Origin of the sequence: Burkholderia sp. BCC1996, from assembly GCF_905339955.1 — a bacterium.
In the GTDB taxonomy this organism is placed as follows: domain Bacteria; phylum Pseudomonadota; class Gammaproteobacteria; order Burkholderiales; family Burkholderiaceae; genus Burkholderia.
Window position 1 is genome coordinate 40,949 of record NZ_CAJPHM010000014.1, and the last position, 18,011, is coordinate 58,959.

19 protein-coding genes are annotated in these 18,011 nt (G+C 68.3%); 10 read left to right on the forward strand and 9 right to left on the reverse strand.

Translation table 11 applies throughout. The annotated features are described in order from the left end of the window. The first annotated feature begins 7 nt into the window (after positions 1-7). Positions 8-1,489 carry an aldehyde dehydrogenase family protein gene (locus U4Z64_RS20920; RefSeq protein WP_321820963.1) on the forward strand — a complete coding sequence of 494 codons (1,482 nt, stop codon included), beginning with the start codon at positions 8-10 and terminating at the stop codon, positions 1,487-1,489. Positions 1,490-1,615: 126 nt separating this feature from the next. Here the strand turns inward: U4Z64_RS20920 and U4Z64_RS20925 are convergent, their stop codons facing one another. After that, entirely contained in the window at positions 1,616-2,020 is a 405-nt protein-coding gene (locus tag U4Z64_RS20925; RefSeq protein WP_321820964.1) for a nuclear transport factor 2 family protein, read from the reverse strand. Positions 2,021-2,405: 385 nt separating this feature from the next. On the opposite strand from U4Z64_RS20925, the gene U4Z64_RS20930 reads away from it, so the two are divergent. Continuing rightward, positions 2,406-2,996: a GNAT family N-acetyltransferase gene (locus U4Z64_RS20930; RefSeq protein WP_044848062.1), complete on the forward strand. Its 591-nt coding sequence runs from the start codon at positions 2,406-2,408 to the stop codon at positions 2,994-2,996. Between the two features lie 52 nt (positions 2,997-3,048). Here the strand turns inward: U4Z64_RS20930 and tam are convergent, their stop codons facing one another. From tam to U4Z64_RS20950, 4 genes are all read right to left on the reverse strand, one after another. Beyond that, positions 3,049-3,834: a trans-aconitate 2-methyltransferase gene (gene tam / locus U4Z64_RS20935; protein ID WP_321820965.1), complete on the reverse strand. Its 786-nt coding sequence runs from the start codon at positions 3,832-3,834 to the stop codon at positions 3,049-3,051. A 120-nt stretch (positions 3,835-3,954) separates the two neighbouring features. After that, positions 3,955-4,389, reverse strand: coding sequence for a GNAT family N-acetyltransferase (locus tag U4Z64_RS20940; protein ID WP_321820966.1), 435 nt, complete (start codon positions 4,387-4,389; stop codon positions 3,955-3,957). Between the two features lie 82 nt (positions 4,390-4,471). Continuing rightward, positions 4,472-4,672, reverse strand: a complete 201-nt coding sequence (locus U4Z64_RS20945) for a hypothetical protein (protein WP_044848059.1) — start codon at positions 4,670-4,672, stop codon at positions 4,472-4,474. A 35-nt stretch (positions 4,673-4,707) separates the two neighbouring features. Continuing rightward, on the reverse strand, positions 4,708-6,027 hold the full coding sequence (locus tag U4Z64_RS20950; protein WP_044848058.1) for a DUF3422 family protein: 1,320 nt from the start codon (positions 6,025-6,027) through the stop codon (positions 4,708-4,710). Between the two features lie 161 nt (positions 6,028-6,188). Between U4Z64_RS20950 and U4Z64_RS20955 the strand changes: the two genes are divergently transcribed. Beyond that, a complete protein-coding gene (locus tag U4Z64_RS20955) occupies positions 6,189-7,064 on the forward strand; it encodes a LysR family transcriptional regulator (protein ID WP_044848057.1) in 876 nt (291 codons plus the stop codon). Here U4Z64_RS20955 and U4Z64_RS20960 read toward each other — a convergent pair whose 3' ends face one another. The 3 genes from U4Z64_RS20960 to U4Z64_RS20970 form a co-directional block, all read right to left on the reverse strand. After that, positions 7,065-7,625 (reverse strand): hypothetical protein, encoded by a 561-nt coding sequence (locus U4Z64_RS20960; protein ID WP_321796248.1) that lies wholly within the window; start codon positions 7,623-7,625, stop codon positions 7,065-7,067. Between the two features lie 155 nt (positions 7,626-7,780). Further along, on the reverse strand, positions 7,781-8,131 hold the full coding sequence (locus tag U4Z64_RS20965) for a hypothetical protein (protein ID WP_321821048.1): 351 nt from the start codon (positions 8,129-8,131) through the stop codon (positions 7,781-7,783). A gap of 217 nt (positions 8,132-8,348) precedes the next feature. After that, positions 8,349-9,266, reverse strand: a complete 918-nt coding sequence (locus U4Z64_RS20970) for a LysR family transcriptional regulator (RefSeq protein WP_044848054.1) — start codon at positions 9,264-9,266, stop codon at positions 8,349-8,351. A gap of 326 nt (positions 9,267-9,592) precedes the next feature. Here U4Z64_RS20970 and fae point away from each other — a divergent pair, with 326 nt between their 5' ends. The 6 genes from fae (at position 9,593) to U4Z64_RS21000 (ending at position 15,557) form a co-directional block, all read left to right on the forward strand. Continuing rightward, positions 9,593-10,117 carry a formaldehyde-activating enzyme gene (fae, locus tag U4Z64_RS20975; protein ID WP_011356415.1) on the forward strand — a complete coding sequence of 175 codons (525 nt, stop codon included), beginning with the start codon at positions 9,593-9,595 and terminating at the stop codon, positions 10,115-10,117. 41 nt (positions 10,118-10,158) lie between these two features. Continuing rightward, positions 10,159-11,181 (forward strand): aldo/keto reductase, encoded by a 1,023-nt coding sequence (locus tag U4Z64_RS20980; RefSeq protein ID WP_321820967.1) that lies wholly within the window; start codon positions 10,159-10,161, stop codon positions 11,179-11,181. A gap of 37 nt (positions 11,182-11,218) precedes the next feature. Continuing rightward, entirely contained in the window at positions 11,219-12,670 is a 1,452-nt protein-coding gene (locus U4Z64_RS20985; protein WP_321820968.1) for an NAD-dependent succinate-semialdehyde dehydrogenase, read from the forward strand. A gap of 159 nt (positions 12,671-12,829) precedes the next feature. Then, positions 12,830-14,164 carry an MFS transporter gene (locus U4Z64_RS20990; RefSeq protein ID WP_321821049.1) on the forward strand — a complete coding sequence of 445 codons (1,335 nt, stop codon included), beginning with the start codon at positions 12,830-12,832 and terminating at the stop codon, positions 14,162-14,164. 317 nt (positions 14,165-14,481) lie between these two features. After that, positions 14,482-15,207, forward strand: coding sequence for a hypothetical protein (locus tag U4Z64_RS20995; protein ID WP_321810639.1), 726 nt, complete (start codon positions 14,482-14,484; stop codon positions 15,205-15,207). Then, a complete protein-coding gene (locus U4Z64_RS21000) occupies positions 15,204-15,557 on the forward strand; it encodes a hypothetical protein (RefSeq protein WP_321820969.1) in 354 nt (117 codons plus the stop codon). Before U4Z64_RS20995 ends, U4Z64_RS21000 begins: the two co-directional genes overlap by 4 nt. Positions 15,558-15,722: 165 nt before the next feature. On the opposite strand, the gene U4Z64_RS21005 is transcribed toward U4Z64_RS21000, so the two are convergent. Continuing rightward, complete coding sequence (locus U4Z64_RS21005; protein ID WP_321820970.1) at positions 15,723-16,598, reverse strand: LysR substrate-binding domain-containing protein; 876 nt, start codon at positions 16,596-16,598, stop codon at positions 15,723-15,725. A 226-nt stretch (positions 16,599-16,824) separates the two neighbouring features. Here U4Z64_RS21005 and U4Z64_RS21010 point away from each other — a divergent pair, with 226 nt between their 5' ends. Continuing rightward, positions 16,825-17,763 carry a LysR substrate-binding domain-containing protein gene (locus tag U4Z64_RS21010; RefSeq protein WP_321821050.1) on the forward strand — a complete coding sequence of 313 codons (939 nt, stop codon included), beginning with the start codon at positions 16,825-16,827 and terminating at the stop codon, positions 17,761-17,763. The last annotated feature ends 248 nt before the right edge of the window (positions 17,764-18,011 follow it).

Genomic DNA, 18,011 nt, shown 5'->3' on the forward strand with positions numbered 1-18,011 from the left:
CACGTTCATGTCCACCGCCGAGCTTTCCCCTTCCGCCGCCGCCATCGTGCTGCCCGCCGCGCGCATCGCCGGCCAGCCCGTGCGCACGCATTCCGATGAAGCCGGCGCGCCGATCTTCGATGCGTCGACCGGCGCGACGATCGGCTGGCAGGAATTCGCGACGGCCGCGCACGTCGACGCCGCGGTCCGCGCCGCGCGCGACGCGTTCGCCGGCTGGCGCGACACGCCGCCCGCCGAGCGCGGCCGCCTGCTCGCGACGATCGCCGAGCGCGTCGAAGCAGGCCGCGAGCGGCTCGCGGCGCTGCAGATGCAGGTGAGCGGCAAGCCGCCGTTCGAGGCCGACGCCGACGTCGGCGACGTCGCCGCGACGTTCGCGTATTACGCGACGCTGTGCGGAAACCCGGCGTTGTTCGAGGCCGAGCCCGTCGCGTTGCCGAGCGACACCGTCGCGGCCGAACGCTTCCACGACGCGGTCGGCGTCGCCGCGCTGATCGTGCCGTGGAACTTCCCGATGGTCACGACCGCATGGAAGCTCGCGCCCGCGCTCGCGGCCGGCTGCACGGTCGTGCTGAAGCCGTCCGAACTGACGTCGCCGGCCGAGCACGCGCTGCTCGACCTGATCGCCGAAGCCGGCGTGCCGGACGGCGTCGTCAACGTCGTGAACGGCGGCGCCGAGGTCGGCGCGGCGCTGACCGCGCATCCGCTGATCGACAAGATCTCGTTTACCGGCAGCACGGCCGCCGGCCGCAAGGTCATGCAGGCCGCGGCCGAGGACATGAAGCGCGTGACGCTCGAACTCGGCGGCAAGTCGTCGCTGATCGTGCGCGACGACGCCGATCTCGACGCCGCGGTGTCGCTCGCGGTCGCGGGCGCCTTCACGAACGCGGGCCAGATGTGCTCGGCCACCGCGCGCATCCTCGTGCACGACAGCCTCTATCGCAGCTTCATGGCCGCGTTCGAGACGGCCGTGCGCGCGCTCGTCGTTGCGCCGCCTGCCACCGCGGAGGTCGCGATGGGGCCGATGATCTCGGCCGCGCAACGCACGCGCGTCGAGGCGATGCTCGCGCAAGGCATCGCGACGGGCGCGCGCGTCGCGTTCAGCGGGCGCGTCGCCGAGGGCGGCGGCAATGGCTTCTTCATGGCACCCGTCGTGGTCGCGGAGCCGGCCGCCGACAACCTGCTGTGGACCGACGAGGTGTTCGGCCCGGTCGCGTGCGTGAAGTCGTTCCGCACCGACGACGAGGCGATCGCGCTCGCGAACGACACGCGCTACGGGCTCGTCGCGACCGTCGTGACGCGCGACGCGGAAGTCGCGAAGCAGTTCCAGGCACGCGTGCGCGCCGGGCTCGTGTGGATCAACGCGCCGCAACTCATCTACCCGCATGTGTGCTGGGGCGGCTTCGGGCTCAGCGGAATCGGCCGCGAACTCGGCGTGACGGGCCTGCGCAGCTACCAGGAACTGCGCCACGCGATGCGCGCGATCGATTGACCTGCGCGGCCGTTCAGGCCGCCGGCGGCACCATCCCCGGCGGGCCGGCGCGGCACCGCGGGCCATGCCGGCCGCGCGGGATGCCGAAGCCGCCGGGCACAGCGGCCCGGCGCATCTTCGGCACCGTCACCGTCGATGCGCGGCCGCTTCGGCCTCCGTATCGTGATACTCGACGAACGCCGCGATCTTCCCGTTTTCGATCGTGAGCAGGTGCACCCAGTCGTCCTCGTAAGTGCGCCCGGTCGAATGGACACGCCAGCGTTGCGTGCCGAGCACGACGACCCGGTTGCCGCTCGCGATGAACTCGAGCGGCTCGAAGCGTTCCGCGGTCTGCGTCGACGCAAGCGCCGCGAAGAACGCCGCGACCGCCTGCTGCCCATGTCGTCTGCCGACGAACGGAACGACGTCGGCCGGCCCCGGGATGAACCAGTCGACGCTGTCGGAAAGCGTCTGCAGAATGCCCTCGATATCCGCGCGGCCGAACGCCGCGTATGCCTGCTGCACGAGTTGCACGTTGTCTTGTTCGCTCATCGCCCTCTCCCGTCATCGCAGGTTCGCCGCGGACAATTCAGCATAGTCGAACCGCGAGGCGGCCCCCATGAGGGTCTCCGGCAATCGGGCCGTGTGGATTCCGTATGAGCAATCCGTTGCGTGATCGCATCGCCCTGCCAGATGAAGCAATGCGCCGACGAATACGCGGCATGGCCGGGATCGGCGCTCCGCCACCAGACGAGATGCGGATGAGTCCGCGCCGATATCCCGCATAATCGGGCGTTGAGCGCCGCCGCGGGAAGAGACATCGTGCGAGCGCATCAATTCAAAACAGGAACGGGTGCGATCCGGCTCTCGCCGCCAGGCGCCGCCGCCCGCCCCGGGGGAAGACCAGGCAATCCCGCTGAAGACAGGACACCGACACATGGACCGAGCCGAGCACATCAGCATCGAACAGGCGGTCGATCTGCCCGCCGACGAACTGAACGGATGCGACTTTTCGTTCGAGATCGCGTGGGAGCTGAATGCGCCGTACCAGGATCTGCTCGATTTGCGCGCGCTGCCCGTGCAGCGCAAGGACTACGGCTTCGATCCGGCCGGCTGGGCGCGCGAGGCGTCCGGCGGCACCGCGCTGTTCCGCGCGAGCGCGGGCGGGCGCCTCGCGGGATTCGTCGCGATCACCGAAAGCTGGAACGGGATGGCCGAGATCGCGGAACTCGCGGTCGACCGCAGCTGCCGGCGGCAAGGGATCGGCCAGTTCCTGCTCGCGGCCGCGGAAGCGTGGGCGCGCAGCCGCGGGTTCGGCTTCATGCGGCTCGAAACGCAGGCGAACAACGTCGCAGCCTGCTGCACGTACGCGCGGGCGGGCTTCGTCGTGGGCGGCCACGACCGCTTCCTGTACGCCGACGGCGCGAACGACGGGGAAGTCGCCCTCTTCTGGTACAAGGATCTGCGCGACGGGCAAAGCGCGAAGAGCCGGACGGTCGATCCGGAATCGATGCGGCCGCTGTCGTGACCGCCGCCCCGCCGCCGCCCGCTCCGGTCCTGCTTGCGCCTTTGCTTGCGCCTTACTTCCGCGTCGCGACGATGAACAGGCGCGGGAACGGCAGCAGCACGGTGCCGTCGTCGAGCGACGGGTAGCCATCCGGACCGGCGAGCGCATCGCGATAGCGCGCGACGAACGCGTCGCGTTCGCCTTCATCGAGTGCCGCGAGGAACGGCCGCAGCGCGCTGCCCTTGAACCATTCGACGACCGCGTCGGCGCCGCCGCGCAGCGGATGGTAGTAAGTCGTGCGCCAGACATCCACCCGCGAACACGACGGCGACAGCAGCGCGTAGTAATACCGCGCGTCGAACCGCTCGGTGCGCGCCGCGTCCTTGAGCTTGTCCGCCCAGGGCCCGCCCGCGGCGACCGCGCGCATCAGCCGGTGCGCGGGTTCGTCGAGGTTGTCGGGCATCTGCACCGCGAGATGGCCGCCCGGCGCGAGCCGGCCGACGAGCGACGGAAACAGCGTGTCGTGCGCCGGCACCCATTGCAGCACCGCGTTCGACAGGATCAGGTCGTAGCCGCCCGGATCGTCCCACGTGGAGACATCCGCGAGATCGAAACGCAGCGCGGGCAGGCGCTTGCGCGCGGCCGCGATCATGTCCGGCGACGCGTCGATCCCGCGCACCGTCGCGTCGGGTGCGCGCGCGATCAGCGCTTCGGTCGAATTGCCCGGCCCGCAGCCGATGTCGAGCGCGGTATGGATCGGCGTGTCCGGCACGGCGGCCAGCAGGTCGCGGACAGGCCGCGTGCGTTCGTCTTCGAATCGCACGTACTGTCTGGCGTATTGATCGAGTGGAATTGTCACGATATGCCTCCGGCTCGGCGTGGACGGCGTCGCGCTACCCGTCGCCGTCGATGCAGCGCATGCTGCGATCCCGCCGGTCTTCGGTGGCGACGCCGGCGCGGTGACGTCAGGCTACCTCGCTCAAAGCGTCTTGACCATGAACACGCGCGCCGTCCCTTCCGGCTCGCACGGCACCTCGCCGAACGCCTCGTAACCGTGCTTCCGGTAGAAGTCCGGCGCCTGGAACGTAATCGTGTACAGCACGGCGCGCGCACACCCGCGCCGCTTCGCCTCCGCTTCGGCCTCGCGCAGCAGCCGGCTGCCGAAACCGCCGCCACGCAGCGATTCCGGCAGGTAAAAGAGGTCGATGAAGAAGAGGCCCAGTGACGTCCGGCCGGTGAGGCCGCCCACGACCTCGCCGGTCGCGGGATCGGTCACGTAGACGTCGAGCGCCGCCGAGTCGGATCGGCCCGTCATCGCGTGGTTGAACTCGCCGAGCTTGCGGCTGATGAGGTCGCGTGCGGCCGGCTGCTCGATGTCGGTCAGTTGAAGCGAAACGGCGGGATGCGCGTTCATGGCGTGAAGGTGTACGTGAAGGGGCCGCCGGGCCTGCAGCGTCCACGGCGGACGTCGTGAATCGACGCGAAACGACCAGGCGTCAGTTGTACCCGAGAATCGCCACGGCCGCGACATCCGGCCGATCGATCGTGCTGCCGACGAGCGACGTCATCGGCTCCTGCAGCACGGCCTGATACGACGTCACGCGCACCTCTTCCGGCGCGCCGGCGTCATCCCGACCGGGTTCGTCGAATGCGTCGTAGCCAGTGAAAAAACCCGCTTGCGATTGCGTAAAAGTCATCTCCACTCCTTTCGATATGTCGTCGATGTTCTGATTCAATTTGCCTGTTGCAACGTCGCCGCTTGCACGGCTGCGCCGCCATGCGCGGCCTCCGACCGCGCGAGCTGCGCGCGCGTGCGCCGCGTGATGTGAATCACCGCGAACACGACCGGCGCGATCAGCAGGCCTTCCGCGAGTTCGGGATCGACCGGCAGGTTCATCACGTGCAGCGCCTTGAACGCCGCGGTCGCGAGCGACAGCACGTAGTACGAAATGGCCGCCACCGACAGCCCTTCGACCGCGTGCTGCAGATGCAGCTGGTTGCGCGCGGTGCGCTCCATGCCCGCCAGCAGGCGCGTGACGTCCTTTTCCTGCGCGAGATTCACGCGCGTGCGCAGCAGGTCGACCGCGCGCGCGATCCGCGCGGCGATCTGCTCGTGACGCGCCCACACGCTGCGGCAGGTTTCCATCGCCGGCGCGAAGCGCCGCTCCATGAACTCCGCGATCGTCGGCATCCCTTCGATGCGCTCCTCGCGCAGCTCGTGGATGCGCGCCAGCACGAGCTTTTCGTAAGCACGCGACGCGCTGAAGCGGCCGCCGGACCCCGACAGCGCTTCGACCCGCACCGCGAGATGCGTGAGCTTCACGAGCAAGGCCGCGTCGTCGCCGTCGGCGCCGCCCGCGTCCATCCGCTGCATCAGCGTATGCAGCGCCGCGTGGATCTCGTCGAGCTCGCGGCTCATCCGCCGTGCGACCGGCAACGCGAGCAGCGCCATCATCCGGTACGTCTCGATTTCATGGAGGCGTTGCAGCAGGCGGCCGCCCTGCTCCTCGCGGAAATCCTCGTCGACGACGAGAAAGCGCATGAAGCCGTCGTCGCGCACGTGCCAGTCGCAGTACACCTTGCCGCCGCCGAGCACGTTGCTGCCGACGAGCGCGGGCCCGTCGATCCAGCGGCGCAGGTCGCCGCACACGAGCCGCGCGGCATCGCCCGACAGCAACTCCATGCGCACCGCGACGAAGCGGATGCCCGCGAGCCGTGCGAACCAGGCGGCCGGAATCCCTTCGATCGCGAGATCGTCGAAATAGCCGGTGTCGCGGCGCGGCGCGACGAACGTGAAGGTCGAGAATTCGGTGTGGCGCTCCCACTTCAGGTACCAGCCGCCCGGCGACTGCACCGCGTAGTGGGTCGCGCCGTCCTGCGGCGCGGCAATGCCGGTGTCGCGGCACAGCGCGTGCAGCAGCGTTTCGTGGATGTCGGGCTGGCCGTCCGCGTAGATCGCGTAGTGCGTGAGCGACACGGCTTCGGCGAGCCGCAGGAACGGCCGGGCATGCAATTCCGCGGCCAGTGCGGCACGCAATGGATGATCCATCATCGGTACACCACTCTTCCCTGTTCGGCGCTGCGTGCCGGGCACGCCGGCGTGATCGCCGCACCGCATCGAACGATGCGGCCGGCTCGCTGCCACTATGGCAGACACACAGCGACAATAAAAACGCATAATGCTGATCGTTACGTTCAGTTTTCCTGATACCGATGAAGATGCTCGATCACGACGTGCTGGCCACCGTCGTCGCCGTCGCGGAAACCGGCAACATGACCCGCGCCGCCGAAGCGGTGAACCGCTCGCAATCGGCCGTGAGCATGCAGATCAAGAGCCTGGAAGACGCGATCGGCCGGCCGCTGTTCGTGCGCAAGCCGCGCAGCATCGTGCTGACGCGCGAAGGCGAGGTGCTGCTGGGATTCGCCAGACGAATGCTGGCGCTGCGCGACGAGGCGTGGGCGGCCGTGGTGCGGCCGGAAGTGACGGGTAAGGTGGTCATCGGCGTGCCGGACGACTATGCGTCGTCGCTGCTGCCGTCGGTGCTGAAGAAATTCTCGGCGACCTATCCGAAGGTCGAGATCCAGGTAATCGGGTTGCCGAGCAGCGCGCTCGCGCCGCTCCTGAAGGACGGCACGGTCGATCTCGTGTGCGGCACGCGCATCAAGGGGCTGTCCGGCGACTTCATCCGCCACGAGCCGATGGCATGGGCCGCGATGACGAACGGGCCGCGCGTATGGGAAGAACGGCCGCTGCCGATCGCGGTGTTCATGCCGGGCAGCGTCGCGCGCGAGAACGCGATCCGCAGCCTCGAACGCGCGAAGCTGCCGTTCCGCACTTCGTATGAAAGCCCGAGCCTGCTCGGTCTGCTCAGCATGGTCGAGGCCGGCCTCGCGGTCGCGCCGCTCGCGCGCTGCGCGATTCCCGCGCAACTGTCGATGCTCGGCCGCTCGCACGGGCTGCCCGATTTGCCGCCGCTCGAACTGATCCTCGCGCGCAGCACGAAATCGAAGCGCCCGCCGTGCGACTTTCTCGCGGAACAGCTGATGGAAGACCTGCAGCGGCAAACCGGGCAGACCGGCGACGCGTGATCAGCGCGTCGCGCCGAAGCCGGCCGCGCCCAGCGCCGCATTGACGTTCGCGGCCACCCGATCGACGAGCGCTTCCAGCGTATCGCCGCATACCTGCGCGTGTTCCGGCGCGACGTGCTCCGCGCGTTGCCAGCCCCACTGCGCGCCCGACACGACCGACAGCGTCGCGCCGAAGCGGTTGCCGTGGCGGCGGCCGAAAGTGCTCACGCGCCGCCCGGCCACGTAGTCCTGCTCGGGCAGGCAGAGCCGGATCTCGACCGCGACCTGGTCGCGATCGTTGACGCGCGCGGCGGGGCTCACCGACGCTGCGAACACCTTGCCGATCCGCCAGGTCACGAAGCTCTCCCAGGCCTCGAGCGGCCCGCCGGCCGCGTCGACCCGCTCGGTGTCCACCGACCACTGATGCCGGTCGGGCACGACGATCGCCTGATGCAGCAGCATTTCGGCCACGCGCACCGTCGTCACGAGCTGACGCGCGAGTTGCTGGCCGGACGGCAGCAACGCCGTCCGTAACCGGCCGCTCGCCGGCCGCGCGACAGGTACGGCTTCCAATAGATCCATGACTCCTCCGTATTCGTGATCGGCGCCGCGCACGCAGCATCGCGCGCCGGTTCGCCGCCTGCGGGCGGACGACACGGCGACCGGCGATCGGGCGGCGGATCGGACAAGCCATCAAGGAACGAACGACAACCCACGAGCAACAACCGTTCCCAGCTTCACCGTGGGTTCGGCCCGACATGCAATCGGCGCGCGACCGGCCCGATCACCGCATCGGCCTGCTGCGCGATCAGCATGTGCAGCGTGAAATCCAGGTCTTCCGGCGCGATGTCGAAGTGCACGTGGATCACGTCGCGCACGGCACGCGCGCTGACGACATACACGCCGAGCGGGGAATGCAGCAGCGCCGCGAGCCGGGCGTGCGCGCGTTCGCCGGAATCGGCCGTCAAGGTGACGGGCAGCTGCAGGCGCGGGCGCGGCGGCGGGAACGGAATGACATTGCTGGGTGCGCCGGCGCGCAACTGGCGGCCGGCGACATCGCTGGCGGGAACGGGATGAATGAAGGTCATGGAGCGGACGGAGGCCGTCCCGGCTGTTCGACACGTCCCCAGCTTAGAAGAGACCGGATAAACGTCGTGCAAAAAAACGGGCCGCCCGTGCAAAAAACGGCACGGGGGACATAACACGACAGCGAGCTGCGGCGGGCCGCGCGATCGTCATGCGCGCGTTGCGGCCGCGCGCCGCGGTTCGCGTCAATCTCACCCGCGTTTGCGCCGCCCTGCCCCGCTAAGCGAACGCTTCGAGCGACGCGCGCCGCCGCTCGTCGACCATCGATTCGATCAGCGACACCAGATCGTCGGTCAGCGGATCGCAGATGCCCGGCGAGCGATGCAGCTCGAGATCGGCCGCCGGCAGCGGCGGCAACCCGTCGGTCTCGTCGAGCACGCGCCAGTTCTCGGGCAGCGTGCAGCGGTCGATCATCGTCACGGCCGCGCCGTGGTTCACCGCGATCTTGATGCCGGTCGGGCTCTGGCTCGTATAGACGACGTGATACGGCCGCTCGGCCGTCGCGAGCGCCTGCAGCCCGCGCTGCCGGTAGCAGCACGTCTCCGGAAACAGCGCGAGCGGCACCGACGCCTGCGGGCCGAGCGCGAAATCGCGGTGCGCCGCCCACACGACCTCGTGCCGGCCGAGCAGCCGCCCGCCCGCGTTCGGCCCGTGCCGCACGACGAGCGCGACGTCGAGCTCGCCGGCCTGCAGCCGTTCGAGCAGTTCGAGCGACGTGCGGCAATGCACGTGGAAGCGCGCGCCCGGCCGCATCGCATAGAACGACTTCAGCAGGTCGGGCAGCCAAAGCTCCGCATAGTCCTCAGGCAGCCCGAAGCGCACGACGCCGCGGTCGCTGCTCGCCTGCTTCAGCGCGAGGATCGCGTCGTTCTGCACCTGGATGATGCGGCGCGCATGGATCAGGAAGTTCTCGCCGTCGCGCGACAGTTCGAGCCGCCGGCTGTTGCGCATGAACAGGTGCGTGTCGAGCCGCTCCTCGAGCGTGCGGATGCGCAGGCTGATCGTCGATTGCGTGCGATGCAGTTGCCGGGCCGCCGCGGTGAAGCCGCCGCTCTCGACGACGGCGACGAATGCGCGGATCAGCTCGGGATCGAGCGAACTGAGCTTCGACCAATCGGGCCTTTGAATGGCAGCCATCGGAATTACTCGCTTTCGAAAAAAGAAGGGAAGACGAAAGATAGGGCTCGGAGCACGCCGATTGTTGTCCGGAAGCGCCCGGCCCTCCAACCCTTGCCCGGGTATGACAAACCCGGAGCCGGTTCGCGAATGCCCACCCGCCGATCCCGCCCCGCCCGCCGTCACGACGCCGGCCGAGGCCCGCCCGGCGGGCCTCCGCGCGCCGGGCTCAGGGCATTCCCGGAGACGACGAAAACTCATAGCCCGATCAGAAAACATCGATTCACCGGCCGCGCCGCGGCCCACCACAATCGCCTCACTCCCAACCTCATCGACGAGACACCGCAATGACCGCATCCCAACCCAGGCAGCTTTACATCGGCGAAGGCTTCGAAGGCCCCGGCGTCAATCTCGCGCACATCAACGTGCTGGTCGGCCCGCGCAACGGCCCGGCGGGCCAGGCGTTCGCCACCGCCCTCGCGACGCCGTCGGCCGGCCATGCGCCGTTCGTCGTGATCGCGCAGCCGGGCGTGCCGACCAAGCCGCTCACGCTGTATGTCAACAAGGCGCAGATCGCCAGCGATTTCCACGGCAACGCCACGTGGGGCGCGTCGCAGGCCGGCATCGCGAAGGCCGTGGCCGAAGCGCTCGAGAACGGCACGCTGCCGCCCGAAGCGGAAAACGACTGGGTCGTCGTGTCGGCGAACTGGGTGAACCCGCAGACCGACGATCTCGATGCCGTGTTCGAGAACAACTATCGCGCGTGCCGCAACGCGATCGTCGCCGCGATGGAAGGGCTGCCGCATCGCGATGCGGTATTCGCCGCCGCACGCGACGTGTCGAACCCGTTCTACACCCCGAAGAAAAACTGACGACGACGAGCGGCCGACACAAGGCCGCACCTGGAGGAAACATGGAATACGTCCGCCTCGGCCAGTCCGGCCTGAAGGTGTCCCGCCTGTGTCTCGGCACGATGAACATGGGCACCCCCGAATGGAAGCCCTGGATCTTCGACGAAGCGCAGAGCGAGCCGATCGTGCGCCGCGCGCTCGACGCCGGCGTCAACTTCATCGATCTCGCGGACTTCTATTCGACGGGCGTCGGCGAGGAAGTGGTCGGCCGCATCCTGAAGCGCAACGCGCGCCGCGAGGAGCTCGTCGTGACGACCAAGGTCGGCTACGACATGGGCAGTTATCCGAACGCGGGCGGCCATTCGCGCAAGCACGTGCTCGACGGCATCGACGGGTCGCTGAAGCGGCTCGGGATGGATTACGTCGATATCTTCATGCTGCACTTCTTCGACGTGAACACGCCCGTCGAGGAAACCATGAGCGCGCTGCACGACATCGTGCGCGCGGGCAAGGCGCGCTATATCGGCGTATCGACGATGTACACGTGGCAGTTCGCGAAGATCATGCAGGCCTGCGAACGAAACGGCTGGGACAAGCCGATCAACATGCAGCTGCAGCTGAACCTCGCGTATCGCGAGGAAGAGCGCGAGATGGTGCCGTACTGCATCGACCAGGGCGTCGGCGTGTCGGTGTTCAGCCCGCTCGCGCGCGGCCTGCTGACCTGCGAGCCGCAATCCACGCGCAACCAGACCGACTTCTTCACCGCGCAGATGTACGGCGACGCTGCGTCGCTCGCGATCGCGGAATCGGTCGCGAAGGTCGCGAAGCGCCGCGGCGTACCGCCCGCGCAGATCGCGCAGGCGTGGGTGCTGAGCCGCCCCGGCGTCGCGAGCATGCTGGTCGGCGCGGATTCCGTCGCGCAGTTCGACGGCGCGCTCGGCGCGCTTGAAACGCAGCTCACCGAGGAAGAACTGCACGAACTGGAACGCAACTACACGCCGTGCGACCTGATCAACGACTACACGGCCGGCAAGCGCATCGCGCGCGCGTCGCGTCCGGCGCAGGGCAGCTTCGCAACGGACTGAAGGGCTGCGGCTCCGACGCACTGAAGGAACGACACACATGAACGAATTTCTGAGGACCGGCCATTACATCGGCGGCGAATGGCACGAATCGCATGGCGCGAGCGATGCGACCTATCCGGTGCTGAACCCCGCGACCGGCGAGACGATCGCGAAAGTCGCGAAAGGCGGCGCCGACGACACGCAGCGCGCCATCGACGCGGCCGCGCACGCGTTTCCTGCGTGGCGCGCGCTGACCGCGAAGGAGCGCGGCGCACGCGTGAAGCGCTGGGGCGAGCTGATGCTCGAGCATCGCGATGCGCTCGCCGAGCTGCTGACGCGCGAGCAAGGCAAGCCGCTCGCGGAAGCGCGCGGCGAAGTCGCGTACGCGGCGAGCTTTCTCGAATGGTTCGCGGAAGAAGCGAAGCGCATGTACGGCGACGTGATCCCGAGCCCGAAGCCGGATTCGCAGATCGTCGTCACGCGCGAGCCGGTCGGCGTCGTCGCGGCGATCACGCCGTGGAACTTCCCGCTCGCGATGATCACGCGCAAGGCCGGCCCCGCGCTCGCGGCCGGCTGCACGATGGTGCTGAAGCCGTCCGAGGAAACGCCGCTGTCGGCGTTCGCGCTCGCGGTGCTCGCCGAGCGCGCGGGCGTGCCGGCCGGCGTGTTCAACGTCGTGTCGGGCGACGCGGTCGCGATCGGCGAGACGCTGACGAGTTCGTCCGTCGTGCGCAAGCTGTCGTTCACGGGCTCGACGCGGGTCGGCAAGCTGCTCGCGAAGCAGTCGGCCGACACGCTGAAGAAGTTGTCGCTCGAACTCGGCGGCAACGCGCCGTTCATCGTGTTCGACGATGCCGATCTCGATGCGGCGGTCACGGGCGCGATCGCGTCGAAGTTCCGCAACACGGGCCAGACCTGCGTATGCGTGAACCGCTTTCTCGTGCAGGACGGCGTGTACGACGCGTTCACGCGCAAGCTGGCGGACGCCGTGCGCACGCTGCGCGTCGGCAACGCGCTCGCCGGTGAAGTCGACCAGGGGCCGCTGATCAACGAGGCAGCGCTCGGCAAGGTCGAGCGGCACGTGGCCGATGCAACCGCGAAGGGCGCGCACGCGCTCACCGGCGGCAGGCGCCACGCGCTCGGCGGCACGTTCTACGAGCCGACCGTGCTGACCGGCATGACGCCCGACATGCTGATCGCCGAGGAGGAAACCTTCGGTCCCGTCGCCGGCTGCTTCCGCTTCACGACCGAGGAAGAGGCCGTCGCCGCGGCCAACGACACGCCGTTCGGGCTGTCCGCGTACTTCTACACGCGCGATCTCGGCCGCGCGTGGCGCGTGTCGGGTGCGCTCGAGAGCGGGATGGTCGGCGTCAACGACGGGATCATCTCGACCGAAGTCGCGCCGTTCGGCGGCGTCAAGCAATCGGGGCTCGGCCGCGAAGGCTCGAAATACGGCCTCGACGAATACGTGGAACTCAAGTACACGCTGATGGCCGGCCTCGGCCGCTGACCGCTCCCCGCGGTCGACCCGCGCCGCGCGCCGCCCGGGCGCGCGGCGCCTTGCACGGCGCTCGCGGGCATTCGTGCCCGCGCAGGCCGCCGCATCGCGCATGACAATCCAGGAGGCAGCTTGACCCAGGCCAACGTTCAATCCGGCACCGCGCGCGCGTTGCCGCTGTCGCGTGGCGCCGAGGCGCCGCACCGCCCCGTCGCGCTCGACGACGTGCCGCTCAACCGTTTTCACGTGAAGATCGCCGGCCTCACGTTCGGTGCGCATTTCACCGAAGGCTACACGCTCGGCACGATCGGTTATGCGCTCGCCGCGCTCGGCAGGCAGATGCCGATCGACGCGTTCTGGATGGGGATGATCGGCAGCTCGGCGCTGATCGGCATCTTCTTAGGCAGCCTCGTGTTCGGCTGGCTGTCCGACCGGATGGGCCGGCAGAAGATCTTCCTGACGAGCTTCGTGATCATCACGGCGGCCGCGTTCGCGCAGTTCTTCGTCACGTCGCCGCTCGAACTGTGCGTGCTGCGCGTGCTGATCGGCTTCGGGATGGGCGGCGACTTCACCGTCGGCCACGCGATCCTCGCCGAATTCTCGCCGCGCAAGCATCGCGGTGCGCTGCTCGGCTCGTTCAGCGTGATCTGGACGATCGGCTATGTCGCCGCGAACGTGCTCGGCCTCGCGTACGGCGACGCCGCGCCCGACGCATGGCGCTGGCTGCTCGCGTCGGCTGCATTGCCCGCGCTGATCGTGCTGGTGCTGCGGATCGGCACGCCCGAATCGCCGCGCTGGCTGCTCGGCAAGGGCCGCGTGCAGGAAGCGCGCGCCATCGTCGCGAAACATTTCGGGCCGCACGTGATGCTCGACGGTTCGGCCGAACCGCAGGCGAATGCCGGCTTCGCGCGACTGTTCCGGCGTGACCTGATCCGCCGCACGCTTTTCAACTGCGCGTTCTTCGTGTGCCTCGTGATTCCGTATTTCGCGATCTACACGTTCCTGCCGACGATCCTGAAGACGATCGGCCTCGCCGAAGGCTTCGGTGCGGACCTGCTGCTGAACGCGTTTCTCGTGCTGGGCGCGCTGATCGGCATCTGGCTGACGATCCGGCTGTCGCGACGCGGCTTCCTGATCGGCTCGTTCGCGGTGACGTGCGCGTCGCTCGTCGCGCTCGCGGTGCTGCCGTCGACGGCGGCCGTCGCGATGATCGTCGCGTTCGCGATCTTCACGCTGACGATGTCGGCATTCAGCAACCTCGTCGGCGTGTTCCCGCCCGAGTGCTTCCCGACCGAAGTGCGCGCGAGCGGCGTGGGCCTCGCGATCGCGTGCAGCCGGCTCGGTTCGGCGATCGGCACGTTCCTGCTGCCGGCCGGCATCGCGACGCTCGGCTTTCACGCGACGATGTTCGCGCTCGCGGGCGTGCTGCTGGTGGGGATGATCGTGTCCGTCGCGTGGGCGCCGGAGACGAAGCATCTGACGCTGGAGGAAGCGTCGGGGCATTGACGAGGGTGGCGGGTGGCGTGCCTGCCTCCATCGGTACGCTCGACGCTTTCGCGTCGGCTCGCCGCTGATGTGCGGCGGTGATGCCGAGCGCGATTCGAGCGAACCCAGCCGTGGCCAGGTGGGAATATCACGCGATGAGGGCCCTGACTGGATTCTCTTGTTTTACGAACCGGTCAGCCGCGTGGCGCTGCTGACGTTCGACTGGTCGTAGGGCGGGCGGGACGGCGGACGATCCGACTCGCGATTGGCCGTTCGGCGGACTCGGCGCCGCTGATTCGCGGCGATATGCTGGGGTTTTCCGCTTTTCGACCGCCACCATGCCCGCCCGCTTTGTCGACCTCAGCCATGTCCTGCCGTACGAGACGACGTACTTCGACGATCGGCTGGCGATCGAACGAAACGACCTGGATATTTCCGCGTTGTTGGGCGTGAGCGGCGATGTCCCCGATGAACTGCTCGTTTCGTTATGCGGAGCGCCTAAGGGATCGGAGATTCAAGCCTATCTCGACAGCAGAGGCTGGTTGACGCTCTCGGTCACGAACACCACCTGGATCCGATCCGAAAATCGTGTATCGGTGCGTCGGGAATCGGACACATCCCTACTCGAACTCAAGACAATCGATCTCGTCGACAACGCAATCGCGGGACTCGGCGCGGCGATGCTGTGGCGCATCGTCAGGGCGTCTGATACGTTGGGCATCACTCGAATCATTGCATTCGCGGCGGGGGGCCGGAAGGCGGCGCCCAAACCGGGCGGGCGTCGGCTATTCGGGTACTACGCATGGCCGCGGTTCGGTTTCGACGCGCCCATTCCCGACACGTGCAGCGATGAAGCGGCGTTGTTCCAGTATTTCCAGGGGCACCCGGTCGGTCTTGCCGACGGATCGCTCCGGACGCTGCGTGCGCTCTATGCCACGCGATTCGGGCGAGATTTCTGGCGTGTGGCGGGATCACATCGCTGGATGTCATTCGACGTCGCACCGCATGGCACATCCGTGCAGGCGCTACAAAGATACCTGATCGAAAAGGAGATTTACGAATGAACGCAAAGCACACGCCGATTGCCGGATTCCGGGTCGCGCGCGCCATGGCAAAGCGGGGCCGGCCGGCGAACCGGCATCGCCTTGCTCTCGTCTCCGAAGCCAGGCAATTCCTCGATACGCTCGTCGCAAACGAACTCCATCGAAGCCTGGCGCGCGTCATGCGCAAGTCCGCCGTCGGGCACGACACATGGTCGGCCGACATGCAGGCATCCCCGCCGCGACGCGTCGTCTTCAACGTCGGGCGTATCGATCTCTCCAAGTGCCAGTTGCCGGTCGAATCGATCGCCGAGATCGAAGCCAGCGGACGCCGGGAGACACTCATGCACTTCGGACACGACCCCGACGCGTAGCCGGCCACGACGGGAGAAAGCTGTCTGACTCGGCTCGACAACGAGCGTACAGGTCTCCCGTTGGTAACGATCTTTAACGGACACCAAAGTTGAAAGCACTGCGCGACTGGCGCGGACCGATCCGATTTTTCCCACATTCCGATCAGCCACGTCCTACAGTCGCCCCTACCCCTTCCGCCCCGCCTGCCCCCTCAACCACGCAGCAAACGCAACCACGTGCTCGACCGCGACACTTTCCGGCTCGACATCGAGCCAATAGCCGAACGGTCCGATCGGCTGCACCGGCGACAGCCGCACGAGGCTGCCCTCGGCGATCTCCTCCTCGATCATGTTCAGGTCGACCACCGCGAGCCCCGCGCCCTTGCGCGCCGCGCGGATCGCCTGTTCGAGCGTGGAAAACTCGATGCCGTCGGCGATCCGCGCCACCGGCACGCCGGCCTGCTCGCACCAGTCGGCCCATAGCGTCAGGCGCTTGCCTTCGTGCAGCACATGCAGCGACGGCAGTCGGCCGAGCAGCACGTCGAGCGCATCGCCGCGATAACGCGGCGCGCCGACGAGCGCATGCCGTTCCATCATCAGCAGCTCCGACTGCATTCCCGCGCGCGCCGCGCGCCCGAAGCGGATGTGGCAATGGCAGTCGTCGGCCGGCTCGGTGCGGATCGACAGCTCGACGTCGGGCAGCGCCTGCGCGAGCGTGCCGAGCCGCGGCGAAAACCACTGCGTCGCGAAGGTCGGCGGCAGCGACACCGTCAGGCGCCGCTTCGCACCCGGCCGCGTGGCGGCGACTTCGTCGACGCCGCGTTCGATCGTATCGAACGCCTGCCCGATGAACGGCAGCAACCGCTGGCCGGCATCGGTCAGGCGCACACCCTTGTGATCGCGCTCGAACAGCCGCGCGCCGAGCGCCTCCTCGAGCAGCCGGATCTGCCGGCTCACCGCCCCCTGCGTCACGCACAGCGAAACCGCCGCACGGTTGAAGCTCAGGTGACGCGCGGTCTCCTCGAAAAATCGCAGCGCGATCAACGATGGCAGGCGTCGCATGATGTGTGTCCCTTTCGTTCGTATCGTTCGTATCGTTCGAGCTGTTGCGGGCCGGCGCCGCCGACCATCCTGCGGGCAGGTCGCAACGAGGCGCGCCAACCGCCGTGCCGTAAAAGCCCCGGAGACCCGCGCCCTCCGTCGCATCCATTGATCGTCCCCGCGCCCGCGCCGCCCGCCTACAATAAGCATCCCGCACCAGACACGACACCGCCCCGTGAGACGCAAGATGCCGGCGCTGAATGCGCTGAAAGCCTTCGAGATGGCCGGCCGCACCGGCAGCTTCACGCGCGCGGCCGAGCTGCTCAACGTGACGCAGAGCGCGGTGAGCCGCCAGGTTCGCCAGCTCGAGGGCCAGCTCGGCGAATCCCTGCTCGAGCGGCGCCATCACCAGCTCGAACTGACGGCGGCCGGCCGCGTGCTGCTGCGCGCGTTGCAGCAATCGTTCGACAAGATCGAGCTGACCGTTCGCAGCCTGCAGGAAAAAACCCACCTGAACCGCCTGCGCGCGAACGTGCCGCCCACCTTCGCCGCGCGCTGGCTGATGCCGCGGCTCGGCCGGCTGCGCGACGCGCATCCCGAATTCGAGCTGAGCCTCACGACCCGCATCCACGACAGTCTCGGCGAATCGCGCGTGCTCGACTGCGCGATCCGCTTCGGCGACGGCGAATGGGACGGCTTCGACAACGCACTGCTGATGCAGGAGCAGCATATCGCCGTCTGCGCGCCCGCGCTGTATGCGCGGCTGCGACAGGACGGCGCGCCGATCGACCTGAACCGCTTCACGCTGCTGCACGTGCTCGCCACCGACGACCAGCGCTACCTGACCTGGCAGCACTGGCTGAAGGCCGCCGGCATCGCCGACGTCGACACGCGCGGCGGCTACGAATTCGACCTGCTCGACCACGCGATCCGCGCGGCGATCGACGGCCTCGGGATCACGATCGCCGATCGCCACATGGTCGCGCGCGAACTGGCGACCGGGCAACTGATGCAGGTGCTCAACGTACACGTCGACGGCCACCAGTCGTACTGGTTCGTCACGCGGCCCGAGCAGACGAACCTGCCGCACATCGTCCAGTTCCGCGACTGGCTGCAGCAGGAAGTGTGGCTCGCGAAGCGCCATCTCGAACCGTCGTCGCCGCTGCCGCAAGTGCCGCTGGCCTAGCACACGATCCGTGCGCCAAGCGTAGCCGACCGCCCCGCGCCGCGCCGAAGCGTCAACCGCGGCCGACACCTTACCGGCTCCCGCTCGCGCGCGCATCCGGATCAGTCGAAAAATGCGGGCCCGCCTCCGCCCGTCCCGCTCGCGGCCCGCACCACGGCAGCCTTGCCGGACGCGCGATTCCGGCCGATCGGTCGAGTAACGTGCATTTTTCTCATGCTCGACGCGAAAATAAGTCGTTTGTCGTGCGC